An 18,801-nucleotide genomic window follows, 5' to 3' on the forward strand; every position below is an offset into this window, starting at 1 on the left:
AAAATATTTGTACATTTATGATTTTTATATTAATCAGCTTTATTCACGTGCATATTGAAGCTTACATTTACCTAAGTTCGTTGCGTTAATCGAATTTTGACACCGTTTTCTGGGCGTATCGTTACTCGCCCTACCGCATGCGGCACATGCTCAGTAACAGCATGTATTTTATATTGCCTTACTAAACTTGCTAAAATTAAAATTGCTTCTTGAATTGCAAATGTCTGGCCTGTACAAACTCGCGGACCCTTGCTAAATGGAATATAGGCGCATTTTTCAGACTCTTTACCCTCAACTGTATCAAATCGCTCAGGCTCAAAATTATGCGCATTTTTCCAATAATCTTCATTACGCTGAATTAGCCACGGTGAAATGACTAAGGCTGCCCCAGCTTTTATTTCCTTATCACGCATACAATGATTTTCAGTAGCTTCTCTTGTAAAAAACCCCACAGGAGGATAAAGACGCAACGCTTCTTTAAATACATTATTGACTGTACTCAGTTTTTTTATATGCTCAAACTCTAGTGATTGCCCATTTGTCACTGCTTGAATTTCTTCGTACATTTTCATCTGTAAATCTGGGCAGTTGGAAATTAAATACATAGACCATGTAAGTGCGCTCGCTGAAGTCTCATGTCCAGCAAGAAACAACATGCAAATCTGATCAACCATTTCATCATAACTAAAGCTATCTTGATCTTCAGGATCAACCGCCTCCATAATGCCAGCTAAAATATCGTTATGCTGGTGTGCATTTTCATCATCCTTTTCGCGATAGCGCTTAGCTATTACATCGGCAATCACTGGACGAATTTTATTTGCAGCTAGATTACTCGCTCTTTTAGCAAAGAATGAGGGTAACCAATATATCTTTAGCATAAAAGCTCGCTGGGCTTGTCGCTGAAATTCGTTAAAAGCTTTAAAAGTCAACTCTGCACTAGCAGCATCTAATTTTTGTGAAAGTATAGTGCGAAAAATAATGTCCGCAGTAATGTGCGTCATTTCAGTATCAATTTCAAAAGCTTTGTCGTTTGCCTGACTATCTAGTCGATTTAGCATGTCAGCTATTGCATCTATCATCAAAGGGAATACGAGTTTGAGTCGCGCCTGACCAAATCCAGCATCCACCAAACGACGTTGTCTTTCCCATACTTTACCATTGGTTGTAAATATGCTGTTACCAAGAAGCGGCTTAAGAATTTGGTGCATGATCCAATGTTTAGGATATTTTTTTGGTTCATCAACTAGAATACGCTTAATAAGACTTGGATCATTCACCATAAACACTTCTAAACCTGGCTGCTTAATCTGCCCCATTTTCATTCTATAACTTTTTTCAAATAGCACTTCTAACCAAGAGCGACTACCACGAATGAAGCGCAAGATGAATGATGTTTTATTTTTATGCGGCTTTGGGTAGGATGGTTGAAAAGTCATATAGTTACTTTATTAATGGTTATTCTGAAAAGCACAAACGACTAGACCCTGCCGTTAACAGGAAATAATCATAATCGGTTTGATATTCACTCGACATTAAGTACTGGAAATGCAGGCGCAACTTATTACGCTTAAGGCGTTTATATTGTTCAGGTGAAAACATCTTAAAAGGCCGCACAATCTGTTGCTTAGGCCACCTTGCCATAGAAGAATCAATACCTGAAGCCTTAATAGGGTCAACTTGAGAAAAGCAAAGTGCATCTGCACGTGCCACCATGTCTAACCAGGCAACATCAGGATGCTCAGCCAAGGTTTTTAAGTCATGCCGAAATGCCTCTGCACTTGGGATTAGGCTTAGCAATGGAATGCATTGCCCCAAAGTGACCAGCGATAAATTAAGCTTTTCAGCCGACTGTTCTAATGCTCGCGCCACTACGGATACGGCGACGATACTGCCTACACTATGACCAATAACAATCACTTCATCACACGGTGAATTATTTTGATCTTGCACAATAATGTCTGCAAACGCTTTAATTCTTGCATTCAACTTATCAGGGGTTGATTCACCCCAAAAATATACAAATAGGTAAGTTCTAAGTAACCACAAAACACCAAGGCGATCGGCCAACTTCAATCCCATCCAGAAGCATGCAAGCATGGCAAGCAAACTCACCATCGCTGTAACCACTGGAGGAGCGCCTACACTTGCGACTAGAATTACCGAGATTCCACCAAAGATTATAGAAAGCAGCGCGGTTATGAAAAGAAATGCTACCGGATATATTCCGCTATAGAAAGGTCCGCGGTAAAGTTTACGAATGCGCCCTAATGCGCCACAGTCTATAAATCTGGCATAGCCTTTAATGGTCAGAGCCACCAGCCTCAGGCCATTTGTTTCCCAATGCTGACGAACTATATCATCCCAGCCTAGGAATCGATAATCAGTGTTTACTGTATGCTGGTGATAGTCGGATTTAATCACCCACGAATGTTGATGAGATGAAACCTTATGACGAGGACCGACCTCAATATGATTACCAGTCTTAGTACCCTGCTTTAGCGCCTCATCCTTGTACAATCGATGATAAAACGAAGCACCCCTAGGATCGAACCCACCGATGTAATAGACCCTTCTTTTACTTACCGGCATCTTTTGTGCATTTGCAGCATCTTTAAGAAAATTATTCATTTGATGGTTCTGTGCTGCAAGCCTTTACTTAGCACAAGATCTACAATTGGCTGCTCGCGTTTGTTAGCACGATGACAATGGTCTTTTTGAAAATGGTCAGTAATCCAGATGACTCTTTTAGCCCATGACTGATGTCGCTCCCTCCAGGCGTGAGACGATACAGACTCCCAGGCATGGCCATTAAACAGTGTTGCATTAACAAAATGATCCAGCGCCCTCACACCAGCACGCCCTCTATCAGTTCTACCAAAAAAACCGACATATACGATAAGTACGTAACCTGATACAGCAAGCGGAACTATCGCTGTCATCAAAACAAACCCAGCCAGCCTTTCTTTTAACCCATCAAACATTTATAGATTCCATCAAATTATTTAATGAAGCAATTTTACCATTCAACATGTGTTGGCGCCGTTTTAAAACTAATGATTTCAAGACATACGTGCCGGCTGAATTTTGACCAAGTAATCCACGTATCCTGCTTAATTTATGAGCATCAATATTTTGTATGGGCTGATCATTAGCCAGATTTACGTGACGTTTTCTATTTTTGATCGTGCTTTTTTAAGGCTTTGTCACGCTAACACAAAAGCGAGGTAATCACATGGATAAAGTCAAGTTTTTGTTGGGCCTACTGATCGACGATGGCCTTGATGTCAAATTGAGTATGCGATGTGTGCATGATTACACTTGGCGTTATGATTTTGCTTTAGTGATTTTATGAAAACGCCCTGCTTGATCATGAGCTTCGGTTAACAGTTTATTCCAATCATCTGGCGGATGCCCGCTTTTTAGCATCTTGCTAAATAGCCGATATGCATCATTGCTGCTCTCGTAGGCTCTTTTCGTGTCCTCGTCGTTAACCCATACATATACAATTACTTTGCTTTGTGCATGGTAACGAAAGAACAAACGGTATTGCTGAAAGAATTTGGCGCGGAACCAATGCTTGTAATCATCGCCGATAGTATCGCCTTGTCTGCATTCAGCTCGGCTTGGTTCTTGTGGTATATCTTCGAATGCCAACTTTGCAATGGCGGCCAGTCGCTTGCTTGCGTTCTTATTTTGATAGTTGTCAGGATGCTTTTTCTTGAGAGATTCTACCTGTTGAATAAGTCCCTCAATCTGATTAATGAACAACGGATGCGCAAAGATCGTCCATCCATTAACGACCAGCTGGGGATCGCTCATTCGTCGTCAGCAGACAAAGGCTAATTAAGATTGACTTTAACATTGCCTGCTAATGATTGAATACGGCAAACCAAGCCACCGTCGATTGATTGAAGGTGCTGAGGATTGTTCGTGATGTCACGAGCAAGAAAGCCCAAGAAGTTACCAAGCACTGGGTCATCTTCCAAGGGATCAGCAGTGCGAGTTAACACAACATCACCACTAGGGCGAATCGTGAAGTGGATCTTGTCGCGCTTTTGTAATTTTAGTACTCGACGAACAGCTTCCGGCACCGTTGTTTGATATCGGTCAGTAAGAGTGGAATCAACTTCAAGTGTGGCGGTGTTCATAACATCTCCAGTTCGGTAGTTTTTTAAAATGGTAATGCATTTGCATTGCCATATCAATCAACGGTTAGTAACAACTCGCTCTCTAACCCTTGCCAATTTGTAATCGCTCAATTACAATAAAACATGTATATTATTAAACGCACCTTAGAATTCGATGCTTGGCTTAATAGCCTTAAAGATAACGTAACACGCATTCGGCTTGCGCGCAGACTTGATAAAGCGCAACGTGGCAACCTTGGTGACGTTAAGCCTGTAGGCGAAGGTGTTGTTGAAATGCGCGAGCATTTTGGGGCTGGCTGGCGTATGTATTTTATTCAGCATGGGGATGTGTTAATTGTCATGCTAGGTGGCGGCGATAAATCTAACCAAAGTGCTGATATTACGAAGTCAATTCAATTATCAAAAAATATTGAAGATTAAACCTAGAGGATAAAACCATGACCAACAAAATTAAAATTGCAGATTTACCAGAATTTGATATGGCGGAACATATTAAAACCGAAGCGGATATCGCTGCCTATCTTAATATCGTACTTGAAGAAGGCGATGCGTCAGAGCTTGCCCATGCACTTGGTATTATTGCTCGCGCAAAAGGCATGGCAGATATTGCACAAAAAAGCGGTATCACACGCGAGGCTCTATACAAAGCATTGCGTCCCAACGCACATCCCCGATTTGATACAGTGAACAAAGTAATGCATGCGATGGGGGTTAAACTGCATGCCTCAGTTTAGAAAAACTGTCCTGAACAACGGGGTCCACCCATCCAGAAATACGGAAAACGTGGTCAGTTCTAACGAAAAACGGGGTCAGCTCTAACATTTCAACATACCCTTAAGTCTCGCCTCGCACCCCCGCACCCCCGCACTGCGCGGCTTACTGTCATGTAGTGAACCCCAAAATGCTCACCAATCTCTGCCATTGTATAAGCGCCAGTCCGGTAAGCCTGAGCCATTGCCGTATCGCGATCTGGGTGGTGTGTCAGATATTCGTCCAGTGACAAGGCAACTGATTTTTGATGCGCCTTTGATACTTCGCGTAGCGTTTCGCCTTCACGGTATTGACTATGATGATTTTTCACAAATGCGTCATCGCCAAGCAATAGTTGATGACGGGCGCTTTGCAAGGGGCTTGCCACTCCCCTACCCGACATAACAAATTCGCGATAGCCAAGTAGTGCATTGCTCCGTTCAGTGCCGAATTGACCAAGCAACCAATCCATATCCAGCCACACGGGTGCAGCTTCATGTCCTGTGACGATGGGGTAGCTGCTCCAGAGCCAATCTTCGAGGATATTCACCATGTTGGCGCGAAGCGGGTTCAACACGATATAGCGCGACAGTTCCAGCAAATATGTGGCTTTTTTACGTGATTATAGGTGGCCTTTTTGGATGATTATGGGTGGCTCTTTTGGGCGAGAATACGCAATTTAAAGACATACTGCGGCTGAATTTTGACCAAGTAATCCACGTATACTGCTTAATTTATGAGCATCAATATTTTGTATGGGCTGATCATTAGCCAGATTTACGTGACGTTTTCAATTTTTGATCGTGCTTTTTTAAGGCTTTGGCAACATTTTGTCTCGAAATTTTAGTTCCAGCAGCTGTAAGAATTTTGCTGATTTCAGCTAGATTAGTTGTTTTATCTGGATACAGTTCAAGAATTAAATCGATTGAATTTGATTTCCGGCCATCGGGTTTGAGGTTTTCTTCAGCGAAAAACCAATCTTCCGCATCTTCTAGCATGTAAATTATCCAGAGAGGATATGTGGATTTTTCAGATTCATCATCCAATGCACATATAATTTGATTAGCAAATTTCTCCCAACTTGGAAACTTAACTGCCTCTGCCTGAAGTTTGTTACATACAAAGGGGAAGTTGATTTGCATCATTGCCTGCCAACGCGGCGCTACTTCAGCCCATTCCAAATCAAGAGTTTCCGTGATCAACTCCTGAATTTCTGCAGCAATCCCCAGATAGTTACCTATAACTATCTCATGGGTCTTGGCACTTGATGCTTTACTATGCAAGCCAACACATACAGCTCTTCTTCTAGCCTGCCGCTGTGCTTTTGCTTCCCATAGTTCAGGCGGCAATGACTTTTGGGTCTTAACTCCAGCATCGCGCCTATGCTGATTTGTAACGTTGGTAGACCGCGCTAGACGGTTAGAAGTATGCTTAACACAAGGATATCTCCGAAAACAAACACTACACCACTTCAATTGCTCTCTTTGAGGCAGTTGTGGTGCGACTGAAGCCAAAGCTGAGATAAAATCCGAAATTAGGCCGAGAGTGGCACAAGTCATATCGAACACTTCCCTTTCGTCACGATCAAAACAAATTTCAGCGTAGACTTCCCCTACCTTGTTAATCATATTTACCAAGCGCTGATAACTTACCTTTTCATAATTCAAATACTTAGAAAGCGGGAAAGGATATCCCAATTGATAAAATTGCGAATCTACAAATGATCCTTTTGGAAAGATCTTTCGAATTGCTGGGTCTGCCAACTCTTCAACCAACTCTTGAGTGGGGGTAAATCCGCGTGCGCATGTTCTACCAGGTGAATATTCCGAAAAGGCAATCCCCTTGGTTCTAATCATACCAGCAACGTTATTAACCGCTGTAATCATTAGCGGATTCGCACCATAGCAATCAGCCAAGATTGCATCGAATTGATTAAGTACGTAATCAATTCGATTTTGTTTACCTACTACTAAGGAAACATATTTGAATATCCGCCTACTGCCAGGTAATCGATAACTAGCCTCCAGTTTGGCTGCATCTCTAATCGACAATTGACGTTCTGCCTTAATTCCATTCATTTTTTGGCCTTTAGAATCTGTCACCCTATTTCCTAACTTTCTGCTTCGATTGTTATTTTTTTAACATATAGAATAAGTTCAATAAAACGCAATTTCGCTTTTATTTTAAACATTATAGAAAGAAATACATATGAAAAAACCATTGCAAACAAATAATGAAAAGCCAATTACTGCAGCCATCCGAACGATGGGCTCCGGATCGGAGAATTTGATGGGGCATCCAGAACCATTGGATGATATTGAGGTTACACCAAAAAAATCTGCAATCATTAGCTTCTACTGAGTTAGTAGATGTTAAACAACTTCCTGGCGTAGACCAATAATGTCCTTAAAAGAATCTGAAACTACTGTTCTAATGTCAGTCAGTCTTGGTTTTAAACCAAGCACAGAGTTCACACTAATAAATGGTTAAGTACGTCACTATTAGCAAATTTCATGAGATGACGGGGTACACCGAGGATGCTATTCGGACTAAAATTCGTGATGGTGTTTGGTTCGAAAATAAAGTTTGGATCAAAGCTCTGGATGGAAGAATTTTAATTATTATTGAGGGGTATAACGAATGGGTGGAATTAGCACTGGCATCAAGGTGGCGTCCGCAACGAGCTATGAAATCGCCTTTACCTACAAAGGTGTTAGGTGTCGAGAAAGGGTTAAACTCAAGCCCACTCCCGCTAACCTAAAAAGAATAAAAAATCATCTTGCTGCAATTAACGATGCAATCGATAAAGAAACATTTGATTACAGCATTACATTTCCTGAATCAAAACTTAGATTTAAGTTTACATCTCACCAAGGTGAGACCCTCTTAGTTGAAGATTACTTAGATAATTGGCTCCAAGAAAAAGCTAGAAAACTGAAGGCGTCTTCTCTCCTAGACTACACAAAAGTAGTCAACAACTTAGTTATTCCTAAATTTATCGGTAAAACACTGACGGAGATCAAACGACCCGCTATAAAAAAATGGCTACTAGAAATGACATGTGGAAATAAGCGGTTAAGTAACATTCAAAGCATACTTAGAACCGCACTTCAAGATGCAGTCGATGATGAATTAATCGAAACCAATCCCATGTATGGCTGGAAGTATGAAAACAAAGAAGCACCAAAGAAAGAGGATGACGTTCAGCCATTCAGCCAAATAGAACAAACTGCAATTTTAAGCGCACTTGAGGGGCAAGGTAAAAATATGGTGCAATTTTTCTTTTGGACAGGATTACGCACCAGTGAGTTAGTTGCATTGGATTGGGGCGACATTGACTGGAAGCGTGGCACTATAGTTATAAATAAGGCACTTACTCAAGCTGCCGATGATTGTGAGCAACCAAAAACAAGGTCTGGAAATAGGGAAGTTAAAATACTCGCGCCAGCGTTGCAAGCATTAAACCAACAAAAACAGTACACTTATTTGAAAAATGCAGAGATATTTCAGAACCCAGCTACCTTTGAGCGCTGGAGTGGGGATCAAGCCATCAGAAAAAATGTTTGGATTTACGCTTTAAAACGCGCAAAAGTTAGATATCGCAGACCTTACCAAACCAGACACACCTATGCCAGCATGATGCTTACCGCTGGTGAGTCTATTACTTGGTTGGCCTCGCAAATGGGACATAGCGATTGGGGAATGTTACGCAAGGTATACGCAAAATTCATCAAAGACTCAATCCCAGATGCGGGCAACAAAGCCGTTCAAATGTTTAGCGCAAATGTTGTCAAAAATGTTGTCATTTCAGCCCTAAATAGCACCAAATAATGTCATATTTTTTGACAACATAAAACACTAAGTCATTGATTTTATTACAATAAAATGGTGGAGCTGGCGGGAATCGAACCCGCGTCCGCAAATCCTCCACAGACAGTTCTACATACTTAGCCTTGTTGTTTAATTTAACGTGCAACACACCAACAGACAAGCAGTTTGCACGCGAGCTACCTTAAGGTTAATGCAGTGCTAAGTAACCCAACACAACACGTATCCCGTGTATATGACACTACGTATGGGTTACCCCAATCCAACCCACGGGAGAGCTGGTGTAGCGTCCAGCAGAACTAAGCTGCTAGAGAGTAAGTTTCGTCGTTTGCGACTATACTTGTTTCAGCTGTATTTACGAGGTAATCTGAGCCTCGGTATGCCCTGCACTGCTTTGTAACCCACGTCGAAACCTGGTCAGCCCCAAATCAGTATTACTATGACGTACTTACATAACGCTAAGTTCATCAATAAGTGAATTATACGCTTAAAGCCGCGCCTCTAAAAGCACTATGCTTATTTAAGCAAATTCACTAGCTTGATTTACGCAGCACGCATAGGGTTGGTTTTTAAGGGCGGCGCATAATGCAACACATGGAGCGAATCATTGTGAATCGCCAAACTAAAAAGGATTAATATCATGTGGACAACACCAGCAGCTACTGAAATGCGTTTTGGCTTTGAAGTAACAATGTACGTAATGAACAAATAAGCTTTAACGCTTAAACAACAGCCCGCTTAATGCGGGCTTTTTTATGGCTTTTAATCTTGCAGAATGTTATCCACCTCTGCCATTAAGCGGTGCGTTTCACACAGGGCGTGGATGATTTTTTGATAATGTTGCACATCATCCATATTGAGCGCGCGGCCTTTGCGATCTTTTAGCCATTTTTGTGCGGGTTGGTAGCCACCAATGTAAAAGCCCCATGCAATGGGCGGCACGTTTTCAAAATACTGCGTGGCATTAATAAACACTTTGCCAGCATCGAAACTAGGCTTATCCACCACGTTATTGCCGCCAATTGGGTAGCTTATGTCTGATTTTGTAGGTGCGTTTTCTAGCAGATGTGTTTGACGCAGCGCACCACCTAACGCGACTAATTGCCAAAACTGCGCGGCATCTGTGGGATAAGGCACACGCGGAAAATCGATTTTTAAAAACTCTTTATAGGTTTCGCGGTAGTTGGGGCTGTGCAATACAGCGTAAATATAATCGAGCAAATCAATCGGCGCAAAGGTTTTTAATTCCCCTTCTTTAGAAAGGGTAGCGCGTAGCGACGGGGTAGTGGTATTTTGCCTCACCAACTCAATTACGCCACTCAAGTTCTTTTTCACTTCAATATCTTGCACATGCAAAACATTCAATCCCAACCCTCTTAAGTAAGCATCCCTCTCTGCGTCATATTCTTGTTTATCATCGTGAGAGCTTCCGTCAATTTCAACAACCACGCTATATTCATGACAATAAAAATCAACAATGTAATTTCCAATCACACGTTGCCTATCAAAATCTAAATCATCTAATTGCTTATTCTTAACTGCATTCCAAAATAAAACTTCGCTTAAATTGCCGGCTTTGCGAAGCTCGCGCGCTCTTTCTTTTAATGCGGGGTTGTAGGGTAAGTCAGCTAGTTTCGAGTTGTTTTTAACTACCCCGTCACTTCGTGCCACCCCTTCATTTTGAAGGGGAATAAAATCAGCTGGTTTTAATTCCCCTTCTTTAGAAGGGGTGGCGCGTAGCGACGGGGTAGCCGCTTTTTCTGGCGTAAAACTTAAGCCCAAACCGAGGGCAATTTTTTGTACGATTTCAGTATTAAGGTTGGGCGTGCGTAACAATTCCCCTTCTTCAGAAGGCGTGGCAGACCAAAGGTCTGACGGGGTAGTTGCGAGCAAGTCGTTGGAATCGGGGTAAGTGTAAAGTGCAAAAAGTGTTGGCCCACCACGCCTAAACATATTCACGTCTGTCACTTTATTGCTAATGAATAGACAATCAAAATAATCTAGATTTGCTGCCTGCGATTGAACTACGGCTACCAAACCTAAATTCTCACCTGCAAGCATATGACGCATTACATTTTGACGACCAAAGTCAATTAAGTTTGCATCGTAATAAATGGTTTGATTATCAAATGGTCTATAGGTGGTTGTTTCTATTAACTCTTTATCAAATATTGCTTTTCTTCTCGCAATATTTAATTGCCAATCACGATTATCTTTTAAATCCATCTCTCTGCGAATGTCATCATCGCTAACTGTTAAATCATAAAAACGCTCTACTCTCTTTTGAAGCGCATTTATATCAATATCAATCACAAAATGGTCGCGGTGAGTTTTAATGCCACTTGAGTTTAAAGTAAATAAATCATTCAAAGCAAACCCTTGTTTATAAACCGCTTCAACTTCTGCATCTTTTGAATAAACAAATACTCAGGCGCTTTATAAGTAATCTCTTGCCATGCAATATTGGCAATGCCTGCATCGTTTAATGCACCGTATTTTTCTTCACGTTTGCCATAAAGACTGTGGTGAAACACTTTTGCTAATGTTTTACCACTCGCAACTACCCCGTCACTTCGTGCCACCCCTTCATTTTGAAGGGGAATAAAATCAGCTGGGTTTACTTCCCCTTCTTTAGAAGGGGTGGCGCGTAGCGACGGGGTAGTCAAAGGGATGGCTGTTTTTACAAACAAGTTAATGCTCACGCCTTGCATAATGTCGAACACGTTTTCATCTTTGCTACCATCGGGCGCGGTTTCTTTTTTCTTTGCGTTACCATGCAGGTCTAGAATATAAATTTCATCAAAGCTTTCTAGCAGGTTTTTGCGCATTTGGCGGTGAATAATGCCATCGATAAAGCTGTTATTGCTAATGTAGGCGAGCACGCCTTCTCCATTTTTATCAATAAAGTGTTGCCCAAAGCGGATAAATTTAATGTAATCGTCTGAAAGCAGTTGTATGTTGCGCTCGTTCAGGTCTTTTTTATAATCTTTCAGTAAGTCTTGAATCCAATCACTCTTATTACTACTACTCACTGAATAGGGCGGATTACCCATCACCACCATCACAGGTGCATCGCGCTTAATGCGGTTAGCTTCGTTGGCCTCGTTACTTAGGTAGCTAAACAGCGGTAAATCGGGCGCGTCGTCGTTCTCTAAACTGTTGGTTAAATAAATGCGTAGCCGTTCTGATGCGCTGGTGTTGACATAGCCTGTTTCGGTTAACAGCATATCGAGCTTTAAGTGCGCCATGGCGTAGCTGGTCATGAGTAGCTCAAAGCCATTGAGGCGCGGTATTAAATGCTCGCTGACATATTGCGGCCACATGCCTTGCATACTGGAAAATTGGGTGTTGTAAATGTGGCGCACGGTTTGCGCTAAAAAAGTGCCCGTACCCGTTGCGGGATCTAAAATTTGTACTTTATGAATCTCTTTAGTGAGTTTTTCGGTTTTGCCTTTTTTGCCTGCGCCCTGAACATCTACGGTGATTTGCGTTTTACTGGTATCGGCCAAGCCTTTGGGTAAATTAAACTTGGTTTTTAAAATGTCATCTACGGCACGCACAATAAAGTTAACCACGGGTTCTGGCGTGTACCAAACACCACGCGCTTTGCGTAGTTTGGGGTCGTATGCAGCTAAAAAGGTTTCGTAAAAGTGCACTACGGGGTCTTGCTGGCGCGTGGCTTTGCCAAAGTTGCGCATAATGCTAGCTACATCGGTGGCTAAAAATATTTGCACCAGTTCTTCTACAATCCAAAGCAGGCGTTTGCCATCGGTATCGTCTAGGTTATAACCTGCCACGGTGCGAAATAGCTGGCGCAAAAATGGGTTGCTTTGCGGTATTAATGTTGCCGCCTCGTGACGCGTAAAGGTGGGCAAGGTTGGGTCGTGGTAACGTGCCGCAAACATGCCATAGGCAATGGTTTGGGCGTAAATATCGGCAAATTCTGCGTGGCTAATATCGTGAATTAAAACGGTTTTAAAAGCTTCGTATTGGTTGTAAAGCTCGCTTTGGGTACTATTCTCTTTATCTTCATCAAGTGCTTTATGAATCACATCGGCCATGAGCTTGGCTTTTGCCGCCATCATTTGCGCTAATTTAACGGGCGATTTAATGCTTTGCGTTACGGTAAGCGCAAAGTTCTGAATAAGGCTGGTGAAGGTGTCAAACTGTTGCGGGTTAGCGTGTACTTTACCATTAGAAAGCTCGCCAATTTCGCAACTTACTACTAATTGGCCTTGCTTGTAAAAGTGAAACTGTAGGTAATCGGTAATAATCAGGTTGTCGAGTGCGGCTCTGTAACGATCAAACTGGGCTTTATGTGATTTATGGCCTAGCTCTACACCTACATCTTTTGCCTCAATATAACCAATAGGAATGTCTTTGCCTTTTGGCTAATAATGTAATCTGGCGCGCCGCAGTCAATGCGTTTGGGTTCGTTGGTTATGTCTACATTGGGCAAAAGGCTGGCTAGCAAATTTTGCAAATCGCCACGGTAACTATGCTCGGTGGCGTTGCCCGCTTGAAAGCGTTGATTGACGATTTGAATGTAGTCGTTTATCGACATGATTTTTATTCTTTATTGTTTTAACGTTCAAAGAGTTTAACCGATTTGAAACTGAAAAGCATATGCACCAATTCGATTACTTGCGGTGGCACTTTGCTTTTTGTTATTAATAAAATAATAATCATTAAATACAAAACTAGCTGCCCTGCGAGCCAATAGGGACGGACTTCGCAGGGTAGGTGTTTTTAGCTTACCTAATTCGAGAATTATCTATCTTCTAGCACTTCTAAAAACGCATCGCCATAGCGCTCAAGTTTAGCTTGTCCCACCCCTGTAATTTGGCTCATTTCAGTAAGGCTGCTTGGTTTTTGATTAAGTATTTCTAGCAGCGTACTGTCATGGAATATCACATAGGGTGGCACGCCTTGTTCTTTGGCGAGCTCCATACGCTTGGCTTTCAGTGCATGCCATAGTGGGTCATCAGCCACTTCTTCGTAGCCTTCTTTGGCGCGAGTGCCTCGCTCAGCCTTGCTGACTTTACGGGTGGCGACCACTTCTACATCTTGGCGTAACCATACTTCCGCCTCGCCTTTTAGCACAGGTTTTGCCGATTCGGCTAACTTTAAGCCGCCGTAGGCTTCAATGTCACTATCCAAATAACCACTGGCGACTAACTGCCGATAAACACTGCTCCATTGTGATTGCGTTAAGCCTTTACCAATGCCAAATGTACTTAAACTTTGGTGATTGAATTGTTGAATTTTTGGCGTACTTTTACCCAATAAAACATCGATTAAATGCACCACGCCAAAGCGTTGCCCTGTGCGATATACGCATGAAAGCGCCATTCGAGAGGCTTGTGTGGCATCCCAAGTATCGACTGGGCTTAAGCAGTTATCGCATTGCTCGCAATTGCCAGGGTGGGTTTCACCGAAATAACGTAACAAGGTTTGGTGTCTACAACTGGTAGATTCACAAAAGCCTAATAAAGCAACTAATTTTTGTCGTTCTACGGCTTTGCGTTCTTCTGGCGCATCGCCAGAATCTAACATTTTGCGCATACTGACTACATCGCCCAAACCATAAGTCATCCAAGCGTTTGCAGGCAAGCCGTCGCGCCCTGCACGGCCTGTTTCTTGGTAGTAGCCTTCCATGCTTTTAGGTAAGTCTAAATGCGCCACAAAGCGTACATTTGGCTTATCAATACCCATACCGAACGCCACGGTAGCGACCATTATCACGCCTTCTTCACGTAAAAATCGACGCTGGTTTTGGTTGCGCACACTTGCATCTAAACCTGCATGGTAAGGCAAAGCATCCCAACCACGTGACTTTAGCCACTCGGCAGTTTCTTCTACTTTTTTACGGCTTAAACAATAAATAATGCCAGCGTCATTGGCGTGTTCGCTCTCTAAAAAAGCTTCTAATTGCTGACGGGCATTAGCCTTTTGTGTGACGCGGTATTTAATGTTTGGACGATCAAAACTTGAAACAAACTGTCGCGCTTCTTCAAGTTTCAGCCGCTCAACAATTTCAGCACGCGTCGGTGCATCCGCCGTAGCAGTCAGCGCAATGCGCGGCACATGCGGAAAACGTTCATGCAATACAGTGAGCTTGCGATACTCAGGACGGAAATCATGCCCCCATTGCGAAACGCAGTGCGCCTCATCAATCGCAAACAGCGCAATGCCTGCGCCCTCTTCTATTTCATCTAACAACGATAAAAAGCTCGACATTAAAAGTCGCTCTGGTGCTACATAAACAATCTGTAAGTGCCCGCGCATCAATTGTGCGGTAATTTCGCGTGCTTCATTAGCATCTTGACTCGAGTTTAAAAACGCCGCCCGAACGCCCAGTTGCTTAAGCGCATCCACTTGGTCTTGCATCAAAGCAATCAGTGGCGACACCACAATACCAACGCCCTCACGCAACAAAGCTGGCAATTGGTAACACAAAGATTTACCGCCGCCCGTTGGCATCAATACTAGCGCATCGCCGCCAGTCGTGACATGTTCGACAATAGCTTGTTGCTCACCGCGAAAAGTTGAATAACCAAAGACATCGTGCAGAGTTTGTAATGCGGGGATATTGGACATGGGCGGTATTGTACACCGCGCAGGTTTGACATTTGCTGACAATTCTACCAATCGTATGCTTGAAAAAAGGTGAGTAACAAGTTACCCACCTTACGATTGATTTCTATTGTCTGAAATTAATTAAGATTGCATATTCCATACATGCGAGTTTGTGTGCCATTGTCCATCAGAACTCTGCTCAAGCACGCTCATGGTAATACCACCAAATGAAGATGAGTCTGCGCCATTGGCATTCCATTTAGACACTTGGTAGATAACCTTATCTGACCCACCGCATTCCACAATTTCTAAGGTATGGTTATGCACACCATTTTCAACAAAACCATTAAATAGTGCCTCTATTTCACCGCGCCCTGCAAGCGTAGTGCCATTGCCTGGAGATACAGTAGCATTTTCAGTATAAAAACTTGCTAGAGCCTTGATGTTTCCACTATTTAATGCCTTATTCCATTTAGAATTAGCTAACTCGATGATTGATTTAATATCCATTTATTTTCCAATTAATCTTGTGACTATTAACTTTAATGATGATGCAATTAGGATTAATCACATCACCATTATAATAACGGTTAAAACCGCAAATTAAGAAAAAATAAACTTAATTACATGCTGCTTGACCTTCAACTTTACGTTGCTCTTCATCTAAAATCACAACACGACGGTTAGGCGCTAAACATTCAATAAGTTTTTTGCCTTTAACACCTTTACATTCAGCAACAGGCTCAGACTCACCTTTACCAATCGCTTGTAAGCGACTTGCATCAATACCTTGCGAAACAATGTAAGCTTTTACTTGATTAGCGCGTTTTTCAGATAGCTTTTGATTGTAAGCTTCTGAACCAATACGGTCAGTATAGCCAGTCACCATCACCAATTTGAATTCTGAATGCTCTTTAAGTTTAGTTACAACTTCATCAAGAATTGGTTTAGAGCCCTCTTGAAGTTTAGATTTATCAAAACCAAATAATTTTTCAGCTGAGATCGTAACAGTTTCAAATTTCGGTTTACATGGCTCAGCAACTGGTACTGGAGCAGGTGCTGGCTCTTGCACTGGCTCAGGTGCTACATATGGCGCAGCAACTGGTTCAGCTTCTGCAACTACTGGCATTGGCGTAGGTGCGCCAAAGCGGAAAATACCGCCTAAGCTTAACAAAGTATTACTGATTGTTTCAGTATTGCTTACGTTAGTTCCATCTAAATTATCATCTAATCCGCCTTTAGCGCGGCTCCATTGTTGACGCAAGTCAGCTTGCATACCAAAAGTGTCGCTCACTAAATACTGTGCACCAAAACCAACGTTCGCCATCCAGCCAGTTTTAGAGTCGCTCAAATCATTGTTCGGAGCAGGAATAGAGTAGCGTAGTTTGTTGCGCGCTACGCCACCACCTACTAACACAAACGGACGGAATTTATCACGACTCAACATATATAAGGCATCCAAGCCTAATGTAGTTTGTTTGTATCGACCACTTGCGCCTGCAATGCCATTTTCATTGGAGGTGTTGTAGCCTAAACCGCCTTGTATATCCCAACTTGGGCTCACTTCTTTACCAAATTTGATAAATGCACCGCCACCATTGCCAGCATTTAGATCATTGTCAGTATCCATATAACTAATACCAGGTAAAGCATACCAAGCACCGCGATACATATCTTCAGCTGAAGCAGAGAGTGCAGTTAAGCCTAATGTAGCTACCACTGCGATTTGAATAAGCCTGTTGTTCATATTAATTTGCCTTTATTTAAAAATAATTAAATGTTGTTTTCGTTGAGCTCTGCTTTAGCAGTTGGAGGCATAATACCTGCGTAGGTTAAAATGCTATGTGCGGCAGACAACATAAGGACACTTTTCTTATATAGTTTAGTCGGGCAGATGCCAACATTCATATAACTTAATGCTAATAAAAAAGTCTAGCCATTTCTGACTAGACTTTTATTGATTATAAAAGCTAACTAGGAACTAACTCATTGAAGATTTGTTTGCTGAATACCAGCTAGCAACCATTTAGCATTTTCATCATGAAGATGTTTTTGTATGATCCATACTTCATCTATATTTTCTGGCGATTCGTTATTCTCTCTAAGCTGTCCGGTAAAACGAACGCTAGCAACCGAAAAAACAGCATCATCAATCACTTCTAATAACTCAGCGTTAATATCTATCACATCCGTTTTTTGCAGCGTATTACCACGTTCTTGCATTTGCATGGTAATTTCGGCAAACACTTCTGGCGTTGTGTATTCACGTATATCGTTGCTATCCTTGTTGTCATTGGCCGCTTGTAAGCGAATAAAAGAGGCTTTTGCACTACGAATAAACGAATCCACAGGAAAACTTGCTGGGATATTGCTATTAATAGAATTAGTGGAACCAAAATCTGACGCGCCGCCTCGAGAATTTGATTGCGAATCTTGTGGACGATAAGCAGACTCTCCAGCATATTGCATTAATGTTGAAGGGTTCAAGTTACTTGTTGCCTGAGGTTTTTTTAGCCTTGAAATTAAAAACATCACCAGACCCGCAGCTAGCAGTGCCATTAAAATGGTAGAAAACCCGCCGCCCATTCCGCCCGAAAACATCGCCATTAAACCTGCGCCTATAGCCAAACCAGCTAAGGGCCCCATCCATTTATTGCCTGCGGGCTTTGCAGGCGATGTGGCTTGCTTATCTTGAGCGTTTTGCACTTGACGCGGTTGTTGTTGATTTTGCATGGTGCGCTGCTTGCCAAAACTGCTACCGCCGCCGAAACGTCTAGCCTCAGCTACCGTAGCCAATAAGCTCGTAGTCATGAGGGCAACCATTAAGAACGTTAAAAACTTTTTCATGTGTACCTTAATTCCGTAATTTAAAAAAATGCGTGAAGAAATTAATTCAACACTTTTACTAATGGGGTCTAATCCGAAGCTAACAAGTGCTGAATTTAAGTTGATTAGAAGTTTGAATTGCAAAAAAGTTTACTTGGGCAAACTTATTTATTATGAGCTCTCATGATTCTGCCTTTTTCCCGTTCCCAGTCACGCTCTTTTTCGGTATCACGCTTATCATGTTGCTTTTTACCTTTGGCTAGGCCAATTTGTACTTTCACACGACCTTTCGAAAAATGCATATCAAGCGGCACTATGGTGTAACCTGCACGCTCTACTTTTGCGATTAGCTTAAGAATTTCTTCACTATGCAATAGTAATTTACGTGTTCTGATTGCGTCTGGACGGATATGTGTAGAGGCTGCACCAAGCGGCGTAACATGGCAGCCGATGAGGTAAATTTCGCCTCGCTGAATAATAACGTAAGCCTCTTTAATATTAACGCGGTTTTCACGGATGGCCTTAACTTCCCAGCCCTCTAAAACCACGCCCGCTTCATACTTATCTTCAATAAAGTAGTCAAAAAAAGCTTTTTTATTTTGTGCAATGCTCATAAAACTAAATATTTCTTGTCGAATGACTTAAAATAACATTTTACTCTAGTTCT

20 protein-coding genes and 1 other RNA gene are annotated in these 18,801 nt (G+C 42.2%); 5 read left to right on the top strand and 16 right to left on the bottom strand.

The features are described 5' to 3' along the window. Positions 1-71: 71 nt before the first annotated feature. The 5 genes from PSV17_RS00580 to PSV17_RS00600 all read right to left on the bottom strand — a co-directional run bounded on the left by PSV17_RS00580 (position 72) and on the right by PSV17_RS00600 (position 4,151). Positions 72-1,439, bottom strand: coding sequence for a cytochrome P450 (locus PSV17_RS00580; RefSeq protein WP_300478467.1), 1,368 nt, complete (start codon positions 1,437-1,439; stop codon positions 72-74). 19 nt (positions 1,440-1,458) lie between these two features. Next, positions 1,459-2,631 carry a hypothetical protein gene (locus PSV17_RS00585; RefSeq protein WP_300478470.1) on the bottom strand — a complete coding sequence of 391 codons (1,173 nt, stop codon included), beginning with the start codon at positions 2,629-2,631 and terminating at the stop codon, positions 1,459-1,461. Beyond that, entirely contained in the window at positions 2,628-2,942 is a 315-nt protein-coding gene (locus tag PSV17_RS00590) for a hypothetical protein (RefSeq protein ID WP_300478472.1), read from the bottom strand. Before PSV17_RS00590 ends, PSV17_RS00585 begins: the two co-directional genes overlap by 4 nt. Before the next feature lie 385 nt (positions 2,943-3,327). Further along, positions 3,328-3,822: a type II toxin-antitoxin system YhaV family toxin gene (locus PSV17_RS00595; protein WP_300478474.1), complete on the bottom strand. Its 495-nt coding sequence runs from the start codon at positions 3,820-3,822 to the stop codon at positions 3,328-3,330. 20 nt (positions 3,823-3,842) lie between these two features. After that, positions 3,843-4,151, bottom strand: coding sequence for a type II toxin-antitoxin system PrlF family antitoxin (locus PSV17_RS00600; RefSeq protein ID WP_300385912.1), 309 nt, complete (start codon positions 4,149-4,151; stop codon positions 3,843-3,845). A gap of 123 nt (positions 4,152-4,274) precedes the next feature. On the opposite strand from PSV17_RS00600, the gene PSV17_RS00605 reads away from it, so the two are divergent. Then, positions 4,275-4,571, top strand: a complete 297-nt coding sequence (locus PSV17_RS00605) for a type II toxin-antitoxin system RelE/ParE family toxin (protein ID WP_300385914.1) — start codon at positions 4,275-4,277, stop codon at positions 4,569-4,571. 17 nt (positions 4,572-4,588) lie between these two features. After that, positions 4,589-4,885 (top strand): addiction module antidote protein, encoded by a 297-nt coding sequence (locus PSV17_RS00610; protein WP_300385917.1) that lies wholly within the window; start codon positions 4,589-4,591, stop codon positions 4,883-4,885. An 89-nt stretch (positions 4,886-4,974) separates the two neighbouring features. Here PSV17_RS00610 and PSV17_RS00615 read toward each other — a convergent pair whose 3' ends face one another. Together PSV17_RS00615 and PSV17_RS00620 are read right to left on the bottom strand one after the other, a co-directional pair. After that, on the bottom strand, positions 4,975-5,478 hold the full coding sequence (locus PSV17_RS00615) for a hypothetical protein (protein WP_300478477.1): 504 nt from the start codon (positions 5,476-5,478) through the stop codon (positions 4,975-4,977). Positions 5,479-5,668: 190 nt separating this feature from the next. Next, entirely contained in the window at positions 5,669-7,003 is a 1,335-nt protein-coding gene (locus tag PSV17_RS00620) for a hypothetical protein (RefSeq protein WP_300387747.1), read from the bottom strand. A 106-nt stretch (positions 7,004-7,109) separates the two neighbouring features. Between PSV17_RS00620 and PSV17_RS00625 the strand changes: the two genes are divergently transcribed. Further along, positions 7,110-7,262, top strand: coding sequence for a hypothetical protein (locus tag PSV17_RS00625; RefSeq protein ID WP_300387745.1), 153 nt, complete (start codon positions 7,110-7,112; stop codon positions 7,260-7,262). 279 nt (positions 7,263-7,541) lie between these two features. Then, positions 7,542-8,732 (top strand): DUF3596 domain-containing protein, encoded by a 1,191-nt coding sequence (locus PSV17_RS00630; protein ID WP_300387743.1) that lies wholly within the window; start codon positions 7,542-7,544, stop codon positions 8,730-8,732. A gap of 55 nt (positions 8,733-8,787) precedes the next feature. Here PSV17_RS00630 and ssrA read toward each other — a convergent pair. Next, positions 8,788-9,154, bottom strand: a transfer-messenger RNA (tmRNA) gene (ssrA, locus tag PSV17_RS00635). A 215-nt stretch (positions 9,155-9,369) separates the two neighbouring features. On the opposite strand from ssrA, the gene pqqA reads away from it, so the two are divergent. After that, positions 9,370-9,441, top strand: a complete 72-nt coding sequence (gene pqqA / locus PSV17_RS00640) for a pyrroloquinoline quinone precursor peptide PqqA (RefSeq protein ID WP_012777389.1) — start codon at positions 9,370-9,372, stop codon at positions 9,439-9,441. A 50-nt stretch (positions 9,442-9,491) separates the two neighbouring features. Here the strand turns inward: pqqA and PSV17_RS00645 are convergent, their stop codons facing one another. The 8 genes from PSV17_RS00645 to smpB all read right to left on the bottom strand — a co-directional run bounded on the left by PSV17_RS00645 (position 9,492) and on the right by smpB (position 18,748). Further along, on the bottom strand, positions 9,492-11,099 hold the full coding sequence (locus tag PSV17_RS00645; protein ID WP_300478479.1) for a type ISP restriction/modification enzyme: 1,608 nt from the start codon (positions 11,097-11,099) through the stop codon (positions 9,492-9,494). Further along, entirely contained in the window at positions 11,096-12,814 is a 1,719-nt protein-coding gene (locus PSV17_RS00650; protein WP_300478481.1) for an N-6 DNA methylase, read from the bottom strand. The genes PSV17_RS00645 and PSV17_RS00650 overlap by 4 nt, the downstream gene beginning before the upstream one ends. A 257-nt stretch (positions 12,815-13,071) precedes the next feature. Beyond that, positions 13,072-13,293, bottom strand: coding sequence for a hypothetical protein (locus tag PSV17_RS00655; RefSeq protein WP_300478484.1), 222 nt, complete (start codon positions 13,291-13,293; stop codon positions 13,072-13,074). A gap of 206 nt (positions 13,294-13,499) precedes the next feature. Further along, positions 13,500-15,329, bottom strand: a complete 1,830-nt coding sequence (recQ, locus tag PSV17_RS00660; protein ID WP_300478487.1) for a DNA helicase RecQ — start codon at positions 15,327-15,329, stop codon at positions 13,500-13,502. 120 nt (positions 15,330-15,449) lie between these two features. Continuing rightward, positions 15,450-15,818, bottom strand: a complete 369-nt coding sequence (locus PSV17_RS00665) for a DUF4440 domain-containing protein (RefSeq protein WP_300478490.1) — start codon at positions 15,816-15,818, stop codon at positions 15,450-15,452. A gap of 109 nt (positions 15,819-15,927) precedes the next feature. Next, positions 15,928-17,055 carry an OmpA family protein gene (locus tag PSV17_RS00670; RefSeq protein WP_300478493.1) on the bottom strand — a complete coding sequence of 376 codons (1,128 nt, stop codon included), beginning with the start codon at positions 17,053-17,055 and terminating at the stop codon, positions 15,928-15,930. A 239-nt stretch (positions 17,056-17,294) separates the two neighbouring features. Beyond that, on the bottom strand, positions 17,295-18,155 hold the full coding sequence (locus PSV17_RS00675; RefSeq protein WP_300478495.1) for a Tim44-like domain-containing protein: 861 nt from the start codon (positions 18,153-18,155) through the stop codon (positions 17,295-17,297). 143 nt (positions 18,156-18,298) lie between these two features. Then, complete coding sequence (smpB, locus tag PSV17_RS00680) at positions 18,299-18,748, bottom strand: SsrA-binding protein SmpB (RefSeq protein WP_300478496.1); 450 nt, start codon at positions 18,746-18,748, stop codon at positions 18,299-18,301. Positions 18,749-18,801 lie beyond the last annotated feature (53 nt).

It is taken from the genome of Methylotenera sp., assembly GCF_029946165.1.
In the GTDB taxonomy this organism is placed as follows: Bacteria; Pseudomonadota; Gammaproteobacteria; order Burkholderiales; family Methylophilaceae; genus Methylotenera.